Origin of the sequence: Campylobacter sp. BCW_6468 (assembly GCF_001762865.1) — a bacterium.
Classification (GTDB): domain Bacteria; phylum Campylobacterota; class Campylobacteria; order Campylobacterales; family Campylobacteraceae; genus Campylobacter_D; species Campylobacter_D jejuni.
Window position 1 is genome coordinate 31,409 of record NZ_MJXQ01000031.1, and the last position, 18,494, is coordinate 49,902.

Below are 18,494 nucleotides of genomic sequence, written 5' to 3' on the forward strand. Positions count from 1 at the left end.
TTTTAGCTTATTTAATAGAGCTAATTTCTATAATTTCACAAAACGGGAAGAAATATTGTGCTGTATTAAGTCCAGTTTTCAAACTTTTGATATGTTTAGAAAAATCACTTCCTTTGCCATCTTTTTTAATTTGAAGTTTAAGTCTTTCTAAAATTTCTTCACGTGCTACATGTTCATTTAATTCTTTTGGATTGTTTAAATATGGGCTTAATCTATCTAAACTAATATATTTATAAGCTTTTTTCATATCTGAAAAGATAATTTCTTTGTTATAGATAGTTAATTTCATTTCCCCTTTTGGTAGCATTTTAACAAAAATACTTAGATAATAATCTTTTGCATTATCTTGTATAATGCTTAGCATATCTTTTAACAGATTGATTCTGTATTGGCTTAAAAATTTTCCATCTAAAACATAAACTTTCATATTTTCTGTGCTAAGCTCAGGTTCTAAACGACTGTTTTTTCCTATGTTTAGATACTCTCTAGCGGTATTTAGATATTTATTTTTGTTTGATTTGTTTGATTGAAGTTCTTTTTTTACAGCTCTTTCTCTTTCTAAGATCTTTTGTTGTTTACTGATTTCTTTTTTAAGAGCTTCTATTTTGGCTTGTTTATTTTCTTGTTTTAATTTTCCTTTATCCGTATCTAAAATTTGCTTATTTTCATTTGTATTAATATTATTACTTGTATTGGTGTCATTATTTAAGCTTTGATTGTTTTCGCTTATTGATGTATTAAATGTATCGTTATTTAAGCTTTGATTTTCGTCTAATAATGGGTTTGTTTCTTGCTTTTGGATGGTATTGTTATTAGTATTTACATTTGATGAACTATTGTTGGTTTGGATCGAGGGTGAATAGGAATTATCGTAGTTATTGGTATACGATTTTTGTTCGGTGTAAGTGTTGGTATTTAAGGTGTAATTCTTTGGTTTTGAATATTCAAAAAGATAATAATATGTTCCACCTAATATCACAATAACAGCAATTAATATGCCAACAATAATAGAAAAAATTTTCAAATTCATTTGCTATCCCTTAAAAACAGAAAGTTAAATAATTTTAGCATTGTACTATAATCTAATATAAAGTAATTTTAAATTTTTATATTTTTAAGTAATTTTTTTTTATAATTTTAACTTTTATAAGGAAAATAATGCCACTTTCAAAATTAAATAATGAACAATATCTTGCTGCTACTGCTGATTTTGGACACAATCTTGTTATTGCAAGTGCAGGGACGGGAAAAACTTCTACTATTGTTGCAAGAATTTCTTATCTTTTAAGCAAGGGAGTGGCACCTCAAAAAATCATGCTTTTAACTTTCACAAATAAAGCCAGTAAAGAAATGATAGGGCGTTTAGGGAAATTTTTTGATAAAAATATTACCAGTAAAATACTTGCAGGAACTTTTCATAGTACGGCTTATACCTTACTTAGAAATGCGGATAAAAATATAGCCTTAAAGCAAGCAAGCGAGTTAAAAACTCTACTTAAAAGTGTCTATGAAAAAAGAACTTTTAGGCATTTAAGTGATATAAAACCTTATCAATCAAGTTATTTATATGATCTTTATTCTTTGTTTCAAAACAAAGCGCACAATCAAGATTTTTATACTTGGTTTTGCCAAAACTACGAAGATCAAAGTATTTATGCTGAAATTTATGAAGATATTTTAAAAGAATATGATAATGAAAAAAAGCGTTTTAATTATGTAGATTTTAATGACTTGCTTATCAATCTAAAAGATCTTTTAAAAGAAGAAAAATATGAATTTGATGAAATTTTAGTAGATGAATATCAAGACACAAATACTTTGCAAAGTTCCTTAATAGAGGCTTTTCATAGTAAAAGTTTGTTTTGCGTAGGGGATTATGATCAAAGTATTTATGCTTTTAATGGAGCGGATATTAATATCATAGGTGGGTTTAAAGATCGTTTTAAAGATGCAAAAATTTTTTCTTTAAATAAAAACTACCGTTCATCAAGAAGTATTTTAGCTTTGGCTAATAAAGTGATTTTAAATAACGAAAGATTATATCCAAAAGAACTTATTGTTACAAGAAATGATGAGTTTAAAGCCCCATCTTTGCTTACTTTTGAAGAATTATTTGATCAGTATCAAAATATAGCCAAAATGATACTTACAAGCGGAGTAAGTTTGGAAGAAATTGCCGTGATTTTTCGCAACAACTCAAGTGCTGATGGGGTTGAAGTAGCTTTAAGGGAGCAGGGCATTGCAAGTGTGAGAAAGGGAAGTGGAAGTTTTTTTGAAAGTTTAGAAGTTAAAGCTTTTAGCTCTATGCTTGCTCTTGTGGTAAATCCTAAAGATATCATGGCTTTTATTCATTTGGTTCAATATACCAAAGGTGTGGGTGGAGTTTTAGCAAAAGAAATTTTTGACGCACTTTTAAAATTAGGGCATGGAAATTTAATAAAAGGTTTTTTAGATCCTGATAAAAATGTAAATTTGCAAAATCATCAAAAAAGAAATTATCAACTTGGGCTTTTTGCGGATTTAGAAGAATTAGCCAGCGAAACTCGTTTTAAATTTGAGAGTGAATTTGATGCACATCCTATTTTAAAACTTTCAAAAATCAATGATTTATGTGCTAGAAATTTAGAAAAAATTTATCTTTTTTTAAAAAAAGCTATGGAAATAAAACATTCTTTGACTTTGGTAAATTTAATTTGTGAAAATTCTTTTTATAGAGAAATTTGTGAAGAACTTGCAACCAAAAGAGCAACAAATAAAGCAGGACAGGTGGATTTATTAAGAAAGAGTGAAAATTTAGAAAAAATAGAAACAAAATTCAATGTCTTAAAAGAGCTTACAAAAAATTATAGCGATATTTATAAGTATTATAATTTTCTAACTTTAGGTGCAAGTGAAATGAGTAGTGGCAAAGGAGTTAATTTGCTTAGCGTACATGCAAGCAAGGGCTTGGAATTTGATCTTGTTTTTGTGATTGATCTTGCGCAAGGTCGCTTTCCTAATCAAAAGCTTATGGGAATGGGTGGAAGCTTAGAAGAAGAAAGAAGGCTTTTTTATGTTGCAGTAACTAGGGCAAAAAATATACTTTATTTAAGCTATGCTAAATATGATAAAAATAAAAAAACTTCTTTCGCTCCTTCTCGTTTTCTTATAGAAGCAGGGCTTTGCAAGGGAGAGTTAACTATAGATTGATAAAATTTCCTTTATATTATTATAAAGAAAGGTTTATTTTATGAAAAAAATATTAATTTTAAGTTTAGCAGCAGCAAGTTTTTTAAATGCTGAAATTTTAGTTTATGGTCCAGGTGGTCCCGCTCCTGTGCTAAAAGAGCTTGCTTTAAAATTTGAAGAAAAAACAAAAGAAAAGGTGATTGTAACCGCAGGTCCAACTCCAGCTTGGATAGACAAAGCAAAAGAAAATGCAGATTTGATTTTTTCAGGCAATACTTCAATGATGGATGATTTTGCTAAAAAAATTCCAAGTTTAAGTTTAGAAAATTTAAGCGTTTTAAATGTGCGTCCATCAGGTATTATCGTGCGTCCAAATAATCCAAAAAATATTAAAAATTTTGAAGACATTTTAAAAGATGGCATAAATGTTATGGTGGTTGATGGTGCAGGACAAGTTGGACTTTATGAAGATATGGCTTTAAAAAGTGCAAAAAGAGAAAATTTGGTAAAATTACGTAAAAATATAAAAATTTATGCTAAAAATTCCAAAGCTGCTGTAGATGAGTGGAATAACAATCCAAATATTGATGCTTTAATCATTTGGTCTCATTGGGCAAAGGCTTTAGGCGATGATAAAGCTTTATTTATCAAAGATAAAAATGCAGTGATTTATCGTGCAGCTGAAATTGCTCCTACAAAAAAAGGTTTAGAAAATAAAAAAGCTTTAGAATTTGTAGATTTTATTAAGAGTAAGGAAGCTCAAAAAGTGTGGAAAAAATATACTTGGAAAGAAGTAAAATAATTTTGAGTGAAATTAAAAAATAATTAATATTTATAGGATATAATCACTCCTAAAACATTAATTGCAATAATGTTTAAAATATCAAAAAAAGGAAATTAAATGAGTACAGTAAATTTTAAAGGAAATCCTGTAAAACTTAAAGGAAATTCAGTAGAAGTTGGAGCAGATGCTCCTAAGGTAAATCTTAAAGCTAAAGATTTAAGCGTGATTGAAATCGGTGCAGCGGGTAAAACTCAAATCATTTTAAGTGTTCCAAGCTTAGATACACCAGTTTGTGCTACAGAGGCTAGAGAATTTAATAAAAAAGTAGCCAGTTACAATGGTGCTGAAGTGATTGTAGTAAGTATGGACTTACCTTTTGCTATGGGAAGATTTTGCAGTACAGAAGGTATTGAAAATTTAAGTGTTGCAAGTGATTTTGTGGCAAAAGAATTTGGTGAAAAATATGGTGTTTTGATAAATGAAGGTGCTTTAGAAGGGCTTTTAGCTCGTGCCGTATTTGTGATTAAAGAGGGTAAAGTGGCATATAAAGAACTTGTAAATGAAATCACAGAAATGCCAGATATTGCAAAACTTGATGCATTTTTTGGTGGCTCTAGCTGCTGCGGTGGTTGTGGTTGCCATTAATTTTGATTAAGCCCATTCTTAGGGCTTAATTTTTATATCTTCATTTTTTTATTATTTTAAGTTGATTATATTTTAATTGTTAAGTTGATTATTTTTAATATTTATTTTGTGTAATAATAATATAAAAAGGACAATAAAACTCCTATAAAATAGAGCTTTAAAATTATTATTTTTATTAAAATTTCAAGAGATTTTTATACTTCATTTTTTATAATAAGATGATTTTTTTATTTTGGAGGAATAAGGATGAATAGAAGGGATTTTATTAAAAATACCGCTATTGCAAGTGCTGCTAGTGTTGCAGGGCTTAGTGTTCCAAGCTCTATGCTTGGCGCGCAAGAAGAAGATTGGAAATGGGATAAAGCTGTTTGTAGATTTTGTGGAACTGGCTGTGGAATTATGATAGCTAGAAAAGATGGCAAAATCGTAGCAACAAAAGGTGATCCTGCAGCACCCGTAAATCGCGGACTTAATTGTATCAAAGGTTATTTTAATGCTAAGATCATGTATGGTGAAGATCGTCTTGTTATGCCTTTGCTTCGCATGAATGAAAAAGGCGAATTTGATAAAAAAGGCAAATTTCAACAAGTTTCTTGGCAAAGAGCCTTTGATGAAATGGAAAAACAATTTAAAAAAGCCTACAATGAACTCGGCGTTACAGGTATAGGGATTTTTGGTAGTGGGCAATACACTATCCAAGAAGGTTATGCTGCTTTAAAGCTTGCAAAAGCGGGTTTTAGAACAAATAATATCGATCCAAATGCAAGACATTGTATGGCCTCTGCAGTGGTTGGTTTTATGCAAACTTTTGGTGTAGATGAGCCATCAGGCTGTTATGATGATATAGAGCTTACAGATACTATTATCACTTGGGGAGCTAATATGGCTGAAATGCACCCAATCCTTTGGTCAAGAGTAAGTGATAGAAAACTAAGCAATCTTGATAAGGTTAAAGTTGTGAATCTAAGCACTTTTTCTAACCGTACTTCAAATATTGCTGATATTGAAATTATTTTTAAACCAAATACAGATTTGGCTATTTGGAACTACATAGCAAGAGAGATTGTTTATAATCATCCAGAGGCTCTGGATATGAAATTTATCAAAGATCACTGCGTATTTGCAACTGGTTATGCTGATATTGGTTATGGTATGAGAAATAATCCAAATCATCCAAAATTTAAAGAAAGTGAAAAAGATACGGTTGAAAAAGAAAATGTAATCACTTTAGACGATGAAGAGGCTACTTCTTTATCTTATCTTGGCGTTAAAGCGGGTGATAAATTTGAAATGAAACATCAAGGTGTGGCTGATAAAAACTGGGAAATTTCTTTTGACGAATTTAAAAAAGGTTTAGCCCCTTATACTTTAGAATACACTGCAAGAGTAGCCAAAGGTGATGATAATGAGTCTTTGGAAGATTTTAAGAAAAAACTTCAAGAATTAGCTAATCTTTACATAGAGAAAAATCGCAAAGTCGTAAGTTTTTGGACTATGGGCTTTAATCAACACACAAGAGGTTCTTGGGTAAATGAACAAGCTTATATGGTACATTTTTTGCTAGGAAAGCAAGCTAAACCAGGTAGTGGAGCCTTTTCTTTAACAGGACAGCCAAGTGCCTGTGGAACAGCTAGGGAGGTAGGAACTTTCTCACATCGTTTGCCTGCAGATATGGTTGTAGCCAATCCAAAACACAGAGAAATTTCTGAAAAAATTTGGAAAGTTCCTGCAAAGACTATCAACCCAAAACCAGGTTCTCCTTATCTTAATATCATGAGAGATTTAGAAGATGGAAAAATTAAATTTGCATGGGTGCAAGTGAATAATCCATGGCAAAACACTGCAAATGCAAATCACTGGATTGCAGCAGCAAGAGAAATGGATAATTTTATTGTTGTAAGTGATTGTTATCCTGGAATTTCAGCAAAAGTAGCTGATCTTATTTTACCAAGCGCTATGATTTATGAAAAATGGGGTGCTTATGGTAATGCTGAAAGAAGAACTCAACATTGGAAACAACAAGTCTTACCTGTAGGTGCTGCCATGAGTGATACTTGGCAAATTTTAGAATTTGCAAAACGCTTTAAGCTTAAAGAAGTTTGGAAAGAGCAAAAAGTGGATAATAAGCTTACCTTGCCAAGTGTTTTAGAAGAGGCGAAAGCTATGGGTTATAGCGAAGATGATACACTTTTTGATGTACTATTTGCCAATAAAGAAGCAAAAAGCTTTAATCCAAACGATGCCATCGCAAAAGGCTTTGATAATACCGATGTTAAAGGTGATGAGAGAAAAATTCAAGGCAGTGATGGAAAAGAATTTACAGGCTATGGCTTTTTCGTTCAAAAATATCTTTGGGAAGAATATCGTAAATTTGGCTTAGGACACGGACATGATTTAGCGGATTTTGATACCTATCATAAAGTAAGGGGTTTAAGATGGCCTGTGGTTAATGGCAAGGAAACACAGTGGAGATTTAATACTAAATTTGATTATTATGCTAAAAAAGCGGCTCCAAATTCAGATTTTGCTTTTTATGGTGATTTTAACAAAATGCTTACAAATGGGGATTTAATAGCTCCTAAAGATGAAAAAGAGCACAGTATTAAAAATAAGGCTAAAATTTTCTTTAGGCCATTTATGAAAGCACCTGAAAGACCAAGTAAAGAGTATCCGTTCTGGCTTGCAACAGGAAGGGTTTTAGAGCATTGGCATAGTGGAACTATGACTATGCGTGTGCCTGAGCTTTACCGTGCTGTGCCTGAAGCACTTTGCTATATGAGTGAGAAAGATGGAGAGAAATTAGGCTTAAATCAAGGTGATTTGGTTTGGGTGGAATCTCGTCGTGGTAAAGTAAAAGCAAGAGTAGATATGCGTGGAAGAAACAAACCGCCTGTAGGACTTGTGTATGTGCCGTGGTTTGATGAGAATGTATATATCAATAAAGTTACTTTGGATGCGACTTGTCCGCTTTCAAAACAAACTGACTTTAAAAAATGTGCTGTAAAAATTTATAAGGCTTAATTTAGGGTTTTGATTAAATGAAAGGTAGAAGAGAATTTTTCGTTAGTGCCTTTAAGGCTGCATGTTTATGTACAGGAGGTGGATTTTTGGCTAATTTGGCTTTAAAAGCCGATGATAATTATGCTTTGCGTCCTCCTGGGGCTGAAGATGAAGCTAGATTTTTAAGCAAATGTATTCGTTGTGGGCTTTGTGTAAAAGCCTGTCCTTATGATACTTTAAAGCTTGCTAGCTTGTTAGATAGTCCAAAAAATGGCACGCCTTTTTTTAAGGCAAGAGAAATTCCTTGCTATCTTTGTAAGGATATTCCTTGCATTAGAGAATGTCCAACTGATGCTTTAGATAAAAAGCATTTAGAGCAGGGTATAGAATCTTTGAAAATGGGTATTGCTATTGTTGATAGTGCTTCTTGTGTGGCACACTGGGGAATTCAATGTGATGCTTGTTATAGAGCTTGTCCTTTGATAGATAGGGCTTTAAAACTTGAGCTTAAACGCAATGAACGCACCGCCAAACATGCTTTTTTACTACCTAGTGTGGATCATGAAGTGTGTGTAGGTTGTGGGCTTTGTGAACTGGCTTGTATTACTGAAAAACCGGCCATTCGTGTTTTGCCAAGGGAGTATGTATTGGGAAAAGCAGGATCTCATTATGTAAAAGGCTGGGATGAAAAAGATGAAGGTCGTATAAAAAATGCAGATACTTCAAAACATTTTGATGCTAAAAAAGCAACCAATTATTTAAATGATGGAGAACTGTGATGAAGTATTTAATTGCTAGACGCATCGTTCAGCTTGGAATTTTAGCGCTTTTTAGTTTTAAAGCTACAGATTTTATCTTGCAGGGAAATTTAAGTTCTTCTAGACTTTTTAATACCATACCTTTAAGCGATCCTTTTGCGGTTTTGCAAATCATTCTAGCAAGCTGGAGTATAGATTTAGTGGCTTTAATAGGAGCTTTGATTATATTTTTTATCTATGGTTTGCTTTTAGGAAGGGTTTTTTGCTCTTGGGTTTGTCCTGTTAATTTAATCACAGATTTTGCTGCTTTTGTGCGAAATAAATTAACCCTTAATAATAAATTTTTAATTTTGCCTAAAAATTTACGCTATTTTGTATTGGTCTTGGTTTTAGTCCTTTCTTTTGTATTTTCATTGCCTGTGTTTGAAAGTTTTTCTTATATAGGAATGATACATAGAGGGATTATTTTTGCTACAAGTTCTTGGATTTTTGTAGCCTTTATACTTTTTTGTATCGATACTTTTTTAAGTCCTAGGGCAATTTGTTCACATTTTTGTCCACTAGGAGCTTTTTATGCTTTTATTTCTCGTTTTGCTTTGCTTAAAATAAAGCATGATAGTGATAAATGCACTAAATGTTATGAATGTATCCGTATTTGTCCTGAAAAACAGGTTTTGTGGATGGTTGGAAAAGAAAGTACTAGCGTGAAATCAGGAGAGTGTATAAGGTGTGCAAGATGTATAGAAGTTTGTAATGATGATGCTTTGAATTTTAATATTTTTGATTTAAGGAATAAATAATGAAGAAGAAATTGGTTTTATTAGGAAGTGCTGCAGTGGTATTTTTTGCCGCTTGTGCAATGAATAGTGGGGTAAGTTCGGAACAAATTGGACTTAGAAAAGCAAGTTTAGAAAATGAAAATAAAGTAAATTTAGTGGAAGCAAATTTCACAACTTTACAACCTGGGGAATCTACTCGTTTTGAGCGTTCTTATGAAAATGCACCACCATTAATTCCGCATGCTATTGAAGATTTGTTACCTATAACTAAAGATAACAATATGTGCTTAAGCTGCCATGATAAGGCTATAGCAGCAGATGCTGGTGCAACTCCACTTCCTGCTAGTCATTATTATGATTTTAGACACAATAAAACCACAGGAGATGTGATTAGCGATAGTCGTTTTAATTGCACTCAGTGTCATGTTCCACAAAGTGATGCAAAACCTTTAGTGGGAAATAGCTTTAAACCTGAATTTAAAAATGAACAATTAAAAAGTCGTTCAAATTTAATTGATGTGATTAATGAGGGTGTAAAGTAAATAAATGAAAAAATTTCTTTTTATTTTGAGTCTTTTTTGTGTTTTGTCTTATGCTTATGAGCTGAAATTAAATGCCAATATAACAGCTTTAAAGCTTGATAAGCAAAACTTATATATAGGCACTGATAAAGGTGAAATTTTGCAATATAACATTAAAGATAAAAGTTTAAAAGAACTTTTATCTTTGCCAAAGATTAAAAATTATTATGGTGATGATTTTGCTAAAATTTACAACATTGATATTTTTAAACATACACTTTTAATACTTAGCGAGGGTGATTTTGGTGCTAAAAATTTAAGTTTTTATAAGGAAAATTTACAAATCAAAAAGCTCGAAGAAAATAGCATAATAAAAGCATTTTTTATCAATGAAAATACTTATCTTTTGATTTCTATTGGTTCTGAAATAAAATTGATTGATAAAAGTTTAAAAAATATAAAAAAATTTAATTTTTCCCATTCCAGTCTTAATGATGCAGCTTTAAATGAAGATAAGAGTAGACTAATTGCAGGTTTTGAGAGTGGCGAAGTAGAACTTTTTGATTTGAAAAATTGGAAGATGTTGAAAAACTATGATAAAATGCATAAAGATAATATCTATCAAGTAGATTTTAAAAATAATGTTATTTTAAGTTGTGGAACGGATAGGCGTATAGGAGTTGTAAAAAATGAAGAACAAAATTTTTTACAAAAAGATTTTTTGATATATACTTGTGCTTTAAGTCTTAATGGAGAATTGGCTGTTTATAGCGATAATGAAGCTGGAGTTAGTGAAGTTTTTAGCACAAGTGATTTTAAGCCTGTTAAAACTTTTAATAATGAAAATTTGATGAGTGAGTTTATTATTTTTTTAAACAATAAAGATTTTATCGTTTCAGGCTTTGGTGATAGTATAATGTTTAGGAGTATTGATGAATAATCTTTCTAGTGTTTTGATTTTAGCAAAAGAAGAATATATAAATGATTTAAAAAAGGCTATATCTGAAATTCCTTTTTGTTCTGTAGAACTTTGTGAAAATGAAAAGATTATAGTTGTGATTGAAAGTGAAAATTTAGAAGATGAATTAAACTCTTATAAAATGCTTGAGAAATTGCCAAATATTATCAGCATTAATATGGTTTTTTCTTATCAAGATTTAAATGATGATATCCAAAAAGCAATCAATAGCGGCGCAATAGAAACGATAGAAAAAAATGAAAATGCTGAGAATATTCGCTACTATGGTAGTGTATTTAATCAATTTTCTTAAAGTGTAAAGTATATGGTATTTTTAATCCCATTGCTTATTATAATTGGTGTTATTTTTGGAATTGATTATGTGTATTTTAAAAATCAAGATTTAAAAGTGCAAGTTAAAAAAGAACAAAAAGAATTAAATTCTAGCTTAGAGAAAGAAAAAAAAGAATATATAGAAAAATTGTTTAAAACAAAATAGACATTAAAAATCATCTTATTTTCTTAAAGATAAATTAAAAAGCTTTTTGCTAGAATTAAAGAAAAATTTTAGGAAACAGTGATGAAAAATACAGTCACTGAAGCTTCTATCTATGAGGCTCAAGGGTTAAAAGACGAAGCTTTAGAAATTTATAAAAATATCTTAAAAGAAGATCCAGATAACCAAAACGCTATCGATGCGGTTCGTCGTCTTAGTGGTTTTAGATCCAAGCATAAAGATTTAAACACTCAAATGTTGGATTTTTTTATTAATATGAAAAGCGATGAAGAAATTAATGAATTTAAAAGGTGGTTGATAAAAATATGAATTTGGAAGATTTAGCTAAAAAAACCATTAGCGAAGTTAGCTCTATCATGGAAGAGCAAAGAAGACAAAATGAAATTTTAAAAGAACAAGAATTAAATAGAAAAACTGAAATAAAAGATGAATTACCGCCTATGGAGTTTGTATGCGAAGAGCTTGATACTCCGCAAGACTTAGAAGATAAAATTTCTATGGCAAAATTTGAAGAAGAGCAAAAAATACAAAATAATATTGAAATTTCTACTCAGGAAAATGAAGAGTTTAAAAAAGAAGAGCCTTTTTTACAAAGTGAAATTTTAAATCCCAGTGTTATGACAGAGGTTCAAACGCTTAATGAGGATATTTTTTTAAAACATCTTAGAGAGAGAATTTTAGTTCTTTTTGAAGGTTTAAATAGCATAAAAAAAGATGATCTTGAAAATAGGTTAAACTTGACCATAAATTTTTTAGAGTTTTTGCTTGCAAATATCGAAGATAAGCTTAAAAAATAATCCCGATTTACAGTTTATCGCTGAGTTTTTAAAGCCTTATACTAAACGAGCGTATTTGGTTGGAGGTAGCGTTAGGGATTTGTTTTTAGGCTTAAAAATTTGTGACTATGATATAGAGCTTTATGATATAAAACCTAAAGATTTTGAAAAGATTATGCAAAAATTGGGCGCACAAGGCTTTGGAAAAAGTTTTTTTGTGTATAAGTTTAAAAATTATGATTTAGCTCTTGCTAGAACCGAAAACAAAATAAGCTATGGACATAAAGGTTTTGAAGTTCAAATTTGTAATGATGAAAAACTTGGCGCCAAAAGACGCGATTTTACCATAAATTCTATGATGATTAATCTTTTTAACGATGAGTTTTTAGATTTTTATGGAGGATTAAAAGATCTAGGAGCAGGCTTTTTAAGGCATATTGATAAACAAAGCTTTCAAGAGGATAGTTTAAGAGTATTAAGAGCGGTAGTATTTGCTTCAAGGTTTAACTTTAAGATAACTAGCGAAAGCTTGAAATTGATGCAAAGTATGGATATAACTGATCTTAGCAAAGATAGGATCAATGCGGAGCTTTATAAATTCTTTAAAAGCCCTAGACTTGATGTTGGCTATAGATATTTGCAAGAACTTGACTTAGAAAAACAGATTTTCGGCTTTGAGAGTATTTTTAAGAGTTTGGAATTTCAAAATTTGCTCAGACAAAGTAGAGAATTTGTAAAAAGCGATGCTTTATTCTTGTATTTGTATTTGAATTTTTTTAATTTAGAAAAAGATATATTTTTTAAAAGAACCAAACTTCAAAAAGAATACCTAAAATACGCAAATCAAGCTTTTTATCTTGATGATATAAGTGATTTTGAGCTAGCAAAAATTGCTTTTGAAATGCCTTTGAAGAAATGGCTTGGACTTTGGAGTAAAAAGCGTATTGAGCAAGCTAAAAGATTAGGGCTTTATGAGAATAAGTTTGAAAGTAAAATTTTAGCAAAAGATTTCATAAATGCTGGATTTTGTGGTAAAATTCTTGGCTTAAAGCTTCAAGAAGCAAGAGAGAATGAATTAAAAGAATATATAAAAGGTTTAGCTAAATGATTTCTGTATTAAAAATTTGCACCAAAGATCAAAAAGGTTTAATCTATAGAATTTCTGATGTTATTTTTAAATATCATATCAATATAGTAAAAAACGATGAATTTGTAGGCGAAGGAATGTTTTTTTTTCGTGCTCTTTTAGAAGGTGAGTTTGATAAAGAAGCTTTTATAGGAACGCTTGAGGCTATGCTTGGACAAGAAGCCTTGATAGAGCTTTGCGAGAAGAGAAAAAAAGATATCGTTGTTTTTGCTACTAAAGAAAGTCATTGTTTGGGAGATTTGCTAATAAAGCATTATAGTAACGAACTTGAAGCAAATATCAAAGCTGTGATTTCAAATCACAACTCTTTAAAGGATTTAGTTGAGAAATTTGAAATTCCTTATCATTTTATCAGCGCTGAAAATTTAGATCGTAAAGAGCAAGAAAATCAGATTTTAAAATGTCTTGAACAATATAAATTTGATTATTTGGTTTTAGCAAAATATATGCGAATTTTATCTCCTGATTTTGTTAGGCATTTTGAAGGCAAGATTATAAATATTCACCATTCTTTTTTACCTGCATTTATAGGAGCAAATCCTTATAAACAAGCCTTTGAAAGAGGGGTTAAAATAATTGGAGCTACGGCACATTTTGTAAATAATAATCTTGATGAAGGTCCTATTATCACTCAAGCTGTTTCGCCTGTAAATCATGAATTTACTTGGCAAGATATGCAGCAAGCAGGTAGAAATATAGAAAAAGATGTTCTTTCAAAAGCACTTGATTTGGCTTTTGAAGATAGAATTTTTATATATAATAATAAAACTATAATATTTTAATGCGATAATTTTATTATAGTTTTATTTAAAGCATTAAAAAAATAATCAATATCCTCTTTTTCATGCGTATAATGCAAGCTTATTCTTAACCAACCTGGTTTTGTTTTAAGTTTTTGATTATCTTTTAAGCCTAGCAAATCATGACCATAAGGCCCAGCACAAGCACATCCAGCGCGTGTTTCTATGTGGTATTTTTTACTAAGTTCGTAAGCGATATCAAAAGGAGAAATTCCTTTGATATTGAAAGCAAAAATAGGCAATCGGGTTTTTAAATTCTTTGCGTATAAAATTAAATTAGGTATAGTTTTTAGTTTTTCAAAAAAATAATCTTTTAGAATTTCTTCTTTTTTTTCTATATTTTTAATCCCTATAGAATCTTTGATTTTAAAAGCTAAGCTAGCGCGAATGAGTTGTAAAATTCCAGGTGTTCCTCCTTCTTCTAAAGCTTCTTCATTGCAAAGGTAGCATTGTGAAGTGCGAGAAACATAGCCCACAGTTCCACCTGCTGCAAAGCTAGGCTTGTTTCCACAAAGATCTTTTTTGATGGCTAAAAGTCCAGAACCGCCAATACCACCGATTAATTTATGAGAACTTATAAACAACGCATCATAGTATTGACAAGATATGTTTTTATAGGGAATGAAACTAGATGCATCAAAAGCAACTATCCCTTTAAATTTACGAACCATTTCAGAAATGCGTTTGTAATCACTTAATATCCCAGTAACATTTGAGGCTAAAGAAAAGCTAGCGATTATTTTTCTTTTTTTGTTTTTTTGTAAAGTTTTTTCTAGAAAATCAAAATCAATTTCCCCATTTTTATCCAAGGGAATTCTAATACATTCGCACAAGCCTTCTCGAAATGAAAGTTCATTAGAATGATGCTCATAAGGCCCTACGATAACTAAAGGTAAGGTATTTTTATCAATTTGCGTAAAATATCTTTCTTTTACAAGAGGGGGAATGTAAATGCCGATCAATTCTTGAAATTTTTTAATAGCACTGCTTGATCCTGTTCCGCAGGCTATAAGGGCAAAATTTTCATCTAATGATAAACTTTTTTTTATATCTTTTCTTGCTTGTTCGTAAATTTGTTGAGTTTTAAAAGAATTCAAAGAGCTATCAGAATGTGTGTTTGCATAGGTTGGGAGAATTTTTGAAATTTCTTTTTCTACACATTTTAGAGCTAAAGCACTTGCTGTGAAGTCAAAATGCAAAATACCTTTTTTTAAGATCAATTCTTTTTTTAAATCTGAAATTTGCAAATACAATCCTTATAAAAATTTGCTAAAATTATACTATAAAAATGCTTTATAAAAGGAAAAATATAAAATTTAAGAACTTTGTAGATTTGCATAAGAATTTGTCTTTAAGTAAGCTTTTTGATTTTTATAGTGTGTTTGAAGGTTTTGAAAAATTAAACATTTTAAATTTTGAAGACGATGTATTTACAAATATAGAGCGAATTTTGCTTGATGATTATCTAAAAATTAAAAGTTATTTCGCCTTGGATGAAACAAGTTCTTACGCTCTTACTTTACTAGCTAAAAACAATCGCAAGCGTTTTTCTATCAATAGAAAAATTCAGCATTTTAAAGCTTTATCTACACTTAAATATCTTTTAGAAACAGGTATAATAAAACTTGAGTATAGTAAGGAAGCTAAAAAAATAAAAGATAAAAGACAAAAAATCAAAAAAGAACTAAGATCTTATGTTGTCCAAGATAAGATTATATTTAGCAACCAATTTACTCGTTTCTTTTTTTATTTTTTAAAGCCCAATGAAAAGCTTATTTTGCAAAATCGTTATAAAGAAGTTTTAGAATGCATTAAAGAAAAATTTGAACTTTATCAAAGTTTTTGTTTTGAACAGCTTTCTAGAGAATTGCTTGAGAAAAAATTCAATATCAATGGAGTGCAAAGTTACTGGGATAAGAATTTAGAACTTGATCTTTATTATCGAGATGAAAATTTGCGTTTTGTCGGAGAAGTTAAATTTAAAAATAAAAAAATTTGTAAAAATATTTTAAATCTTTTAAAATCAAAAGCAAAGTCTTTGAATTTGGCTCCAAATTATTACATTATAATCTCAAAAAATGGTTTTAGCAAGGAATTTGATAAAATATGCGAACAGAATTTGCTTTTACTTGATTTGAATGATTTTAAGATTTTATTAGAGGAATGATAAATGAATGAAAGTATTTTAAAAAGTTTAGACTCAAATGAAAAAGAAACCCTACAAAAAGGCTTAGAAAGTCTTATAGAACAAACTTATGTAATAGAAAATGAATACAAAACTTTAAATGAAAACTATAACTCCTTACGCGCAATGGTTGATGAGATTATAGAGGTGTTGCCTAGTGCGCTTTGGATTTTAGATAAAGAAAAAAATATTATTTTACAAAATCAAGAAGCCTTGAAAAATCCAAAATTACTTAGTATCATTAGTCTTGATAAAATTCGTGATGAGCTTGAATTTGAAGGTAGGTTTTATGCGGTAAAAATCATAGCGCATAATGAAAAAACTATAGTTTCAGCTACAGATATTAGCGATGAAAAACGCAATGAAAGGCTTGCAAGCATGGGTAGTGTAGCGGCTCATTTGGCACATGAGATAAGAAATCCTATTGGATCTATATCTTTACTTGCTTCAACCCTTTTTGCTCGTAGTGAGCTTAAAAATAAGCATATAGTTCTTGAAATCCAAAAGGCTATTGCTAGAGTGGAGCGTATCGTAAATTCAACTCTACTTTTTACTAAGGGTGTACACATCAATGCTTTAAATTTTAATCTTTTAGAGTTAAAAGAAGAGTGTGAAAGTGCCATTAACTCTTATAATTTCACTTCTCAAATAGACTTTGAAATATCTTTTTTGGATAAGCAGATTTGTGCTGATAAAGCTCTTCTTGGTTTGGTTTTGCAAAATTTGATTTATAATGCTATTGATGCGATAGAAGAAAGCGAATGTGAAAAGCCTATGATTAAAATTTTAGCAAGTTATGATAATGAAAAAATATGCATCAGAGTGTATGATAATGGTTGTGAAATAAAAGATGAGAAATTGGTTTTTGAAGCTTTTAAAACAACAAAACTTAAAGGCAATGGACTTGGCTTGTCTCTTTCTAAAGAAATCATAAACGCTCATAAGGGAGAGTTAAGTTTTCAAAGTGATCCTAAGAATTTTTATTTTACCTTACCTTTGGTGTGATAAATATTTTCTTTTCACCCCAAAACGGAACAGATCTTGCTTATATTATTTTAATATATTTAGATTGAAGGCAAAAAAATCTAAATCAAGGAATTAATATGAGTATCTTTAGCATCAATGATAACTCAAATTATAATTCTATACTTTCACAAAGTAAAGCTAATAAAGAAAGTAAAGAAAATTCTAAAATAAGTTTTGCTAATGCTTTTTTAAAACAAAATGCCAGCAAGTTAAGTGATATAGAAAGTAAAAATTCACAAACTCTAGCAAGAAGTGAAATATTAAGTAACAACAATGCATTAAGCAATAATTCAAATTCTACTAATACAACAAATACTAGCAATAGCACTAATCTTAGCATTAATAATACCACTCAAACAGCTTCCCCTAATTATAATATATCTAGTGAATTTAAAAACTCTATTTATACTCTAAAATATAAACAAGCAGATATAAGCACTTCTACCAATACAGCCTATGGTTATAGTGTAGATAAAGATGGTTATATGGGAAGTGATTTTAACAAAGCTGCGGGACTTCCTGAAGATTTTAAGATACATAAATCTACTTTGGATGAGATAGAGAGGAAAGCTGAAAATAACTCTTATACTTCAGATATAAAAAAATATTTAGGTATAGATAAATATTATACAAACATAGATATGGCTGAAACCATAAAACAATATTATAATCAATTTAATCAAATTATTAATTATGTTTTTAATGATACCAATAGAACAAGTTTCACTGAAGCAGATATAAATTCTATGCCTAAGGGAATTAGTGAATTATCATCTGATAAAACTATAGGTATTATGCCGAAAAATTATGACAAGCTAACAATAACAAACTATTATAATACACAAGAGCAATATAATGAAGCAGAACAATTAGGAATGTTTGGACATATTAATATAGGCTTACAACCATTAAATTTCACTCCGCAAAGTATGCAAACTCAAAATTTAGATAAAGACACTGCAATAGATACTTTTAATCCTAATATGTCAGTTTATCCACAAAATGAAGATGGAAGCTATTCTAAAGAAGCTTTATTTATGAGTTTTTTAAAATCATATGGTAGCGGACAACCTGTTGAGAGTCCAAAAACCACACTTAATCCAAAAGTAGAAGCTTACAATAGGGCTATGGCTAAAGAAAGTTTTAATGGTGATAGCATTGCTTTAAATGACATTATGACAGGCAAAGTTGATTTTGCAAGTTTGTTAAAAGGTTATGCACAAGATGGCTGGCTTGATGCAGATATATATGCAATGGAAAAAGGAGTTGCTTGGCAAAATACAAGCATAGGTTATGGTGGAGCTTGGTTTGATAGAGAATTTAATCAAGTAAAAGCTAATGGTTGGAAAGCAAGTAACCAAAGTATAGACTCTTATGTTAATTCTATAATGGATAGACTTAATAATCTTATAGGACAAACTAGGGTTTAG

Annotated in this window: 19 protein-coding genes; 17 read left to right on the forward strand and 2 right to left on the reverse strand. The window is 30.1% G+C overall.

What is annotated here, in order from left to right; genetic code table 11:
• Window positions 1–7: 7 nt before the first annotated feature.
• Entirely contained in the window at window positions 8–1,030 is a 1,023-nt protein-coding gene (locus AJ889_RS04445; RefSeq protein ID WP_002876098.1) for a hypothetical protein, read from the reverse strand.
• A 128-nt stretch (window positions 1,031–1,158) separates the two neighbouring features.
• On the opposite strand from AJ889_RS04445, the gene AJ889_RS04450 reads away from it, so the two are divergent.
• The 14 genes from AJ889_RS04450 (at window position 1,159) to purU (ending at window position 13,835) form a co-directional block, all read left to right on the forward strand.
• Complete coding sequence (locus tag AJ889_RS04450; protein WP_002857005.1) at window positions 1,159–3,189, forward strand: ATP-dependent helicase; 2,031 nt, start codon at window positions 1,159–1,161, stop codon at window positions 3,187–3,189.
• A gap of 40 nt (window positions 3,190–3,229) precedes the next feature.
• The gene (gene peb2 / locus AJ889_RS04455) at window positions 3,230–3,970 is read left to right on the forward strand and encodes an AcfC family adhesin PEB2 (protein ID WP_002856943.1); all 741 of its coding nucleotides are present in this window, start codon (window positions 3,230–3,232) and stop codon (window positions 3,968–3,970) included.
• Window positions 3,971–4,069: 99 nt separating this feature from the next.
• Window positions 4,070–4,597, forward strand: a complete 528-nt coding sequence (tpx, locus tag AJ889_RS04460) for a thiol peroxidase (protein ID WP_002856712.1) — start codon at window positions 4,070–4,072, stop codon at window positions 4,595–4,597.
• Between the two features lie 246 nt (window positions 4,598–4,843).
• Complete coding sequence (napA, locus tag AJ889_RS04465) at window positions 4,844–7,618, forward strand: periplasmic nitrate reductase subunit alpha (RefSeq protein ID WP_002870179.1); 2,775 nt, start codon at window positions 4,844–4,846, stop codon at window positions 7,616–7,618.
• Window positions 7,619–7,635: 17 nt separating this feature from the next.
• On the forward strand, window positions 7,636–8,376 hold the full coding sequence (gene napG / locus AJ889_RS04470; RefSeq protein WP_002866909.1) for a ferredoxin-type protein NapG: 741 nt from the start codon (window positions 7,636–7,638) through the stop codon (window positions 8,374–8,376).
• The gene (gene napH / locus AJ889_RS04475; protein ID WP_074470854.1) at window positions 8,373–9,155 is read left to right on the forward strand and encodes a quinol dehydrogenase ferredoxin subunit NapH; all 783 of its coding nucleotides are present in this window, start codon (window positions 8,373–8,375) and stop codon (window positions 9,153–9,155) included. Before napG ends, napH begins: the two co-directional genes overlap by 4 nt.
• Complete coding sequence (locus AJ889_RS04480; protein ID WP_072227270.1) at window positions 9,152–9,676, forward strand: nitrate reductase cytochrome c-type subunit; 525 nt, start codon at window positions 9,152–9,154, stop codon at window positions 9,674–9,676. The genes napH and AJ889_RS04480 overlap by 4 nt, the downstream gene beginning before the upstream one ends.
• A 4-nt stretch (window positions 9,677–9,680) precedes the next feature.
• A complete protein-coding gene (locus tag AJ889_RS04485) occupies window positions 9,681–10,595 on the forward strand; it encodes a WD40 repeat domain-containing protein (RefSeq protein WP_032584608.1) in 915 nt (304 codons plus the stop codon).
• On the forward strand, window positions 10,588–10,926 hold the full coding sequence (locus AJ889_RS04490) for a chaperone NapD (RefSeq protein WP_002867967.1): 339 nt from the start codon (window positions 10,588–10,590) through the stop codon (window positions 10,924–10,926). Before AJ889_RS04485 ends, AJ889_RS04490 begins: the two co-directional genes overlap by 8 nt.
• 12 nt (window positions 10,927–10,938) lie before the next feature.
• Window positions 10,939–11,112: a Sec-independent protein translocase subunit TatA2 gene (gene tatA2, locus AJ889_RS04495; RefSeq protein ID WP_002852615.1), complete on the forward strand. Its 174-nt coding sequence runs from the start codon at window positions 10,939–10,941 to the stop codon at window positions 11,110–11,112.
• Window positions 11,113–11,190: 78 nt separating this feature from the next.
• On the forward strand, window positions 11,191–11,439 hold the full coding sequence (locus AJ889_RS04500; RefSeq protein ID WP_002859818.1) for a tetratricopeptide repeat protein: 249 nt from the start codon (window positions 11,191–11,193) through the stop codon (window positions 11,437–11,439).
• Window positions 11,436–11,927, forward strand: coding sequence for a CiaD-like domain-containing protein (locus AJ889_RS04505; RefSeq protein ID WP_002867966.1), 492 nt, complete (start codon window positions 11,436–11,438; stop codon window positions 11,925–11,927). The genes AJ889_RS04500 and AJ889_RS04505 overlap by 4 nt, the downstream gene beginning before the upstream one ends.
• The gene (locus AJ889_RS04510) at window positions 11,896–13,014 is read left to right on the forward strand and encodes a CCA tRNA nucleotidyltransferase (protein WP_002902791.1); all 1,119 of its coding nucleotides are present in this window, start codon (window positions 11,896–11,898) and stop codon (window positions 13,012–13,014) included. Before AJ889_RS04505 ends, AJ889_RS04510 begins: the two co-directional genes overlap by 32 nt.
• Window positions 13,011–13,835, forward strand: a complete 825-nt coding sequence (gene purU / locus AJ889_RS04515; RefSeq protein WP_002859821.1) for a formyltetrahydrofolate deformylase — start codon at window positions 13,011–13,013, stop codon at window positions 13,833–13,835. The genes AJ889_RS04510 and purU overlap by 4 nt, the downstream gene beginning before the upstream one ends.
• Here purU and AJ889_RS04520 read toward each other — a convergent pair.
• On the reverse strand, window positions 13,832–15,106 hold the full coding sequence (locus tag AJ889_RS04520) for an aminotransferase class V-fold PLP-dependent enzyme (RefSeq protein WP_002860760.1): 1,275 nt from the start codon (window positions 15,104–15,106) through the stop codon (window positions 13,832–13,834). The two genes, purU and AJ889_RS04520, sit on opposite strands and share 4 nt — an antisense overlap.
• Window positions 15,107–15,141: 35 nt before the next feature.
• On the opposite strand from AJ889_RS04520, the gene AJ889_RS04525 reads away from it, so the two are divergent.
• From AJ889_RS04525 to AJ889_RS04535, 3 genes are all read left to right on the forward strand, one after another.
• A complete protein-coding gene (locus AJ889_RS04525) occupies window positions 15,142–16,020 on the forward strand; it encodes a DUF234 domain-containing protein (RefSeq protein ID WP_074484757.1) in 879 nt (292 codons plus the stop codon).
• A 3-nt stretch (window positions 16,021–16,023) separates the two neighbouring features.
• A complete protein-coding gene (flgS, locus tag AJ889_RS04530; RefSeq protein ID WP_002852488.1) occupies window positions 16,024–17,043 on the forward strand; it encodes a fla regulon two-component system sensor histidine kinase FlgS in 1,020 nt (339 codons plus the stop codon).
• A gap of 98 nt (window positions 17,044–17,141) precedes the next feature.
• On the forward strand, window positions 17,142–18,494 hold the full coding sequence (locus tag AJ889_RS04535; RefSeq protein ID WP_070293201.1) for a Cj0814 family flagellar-dependent secreted protein: 1,353 nt from the start codon (window positions 17,142–17,144) through the stop codon (window positions 18,492–18,494).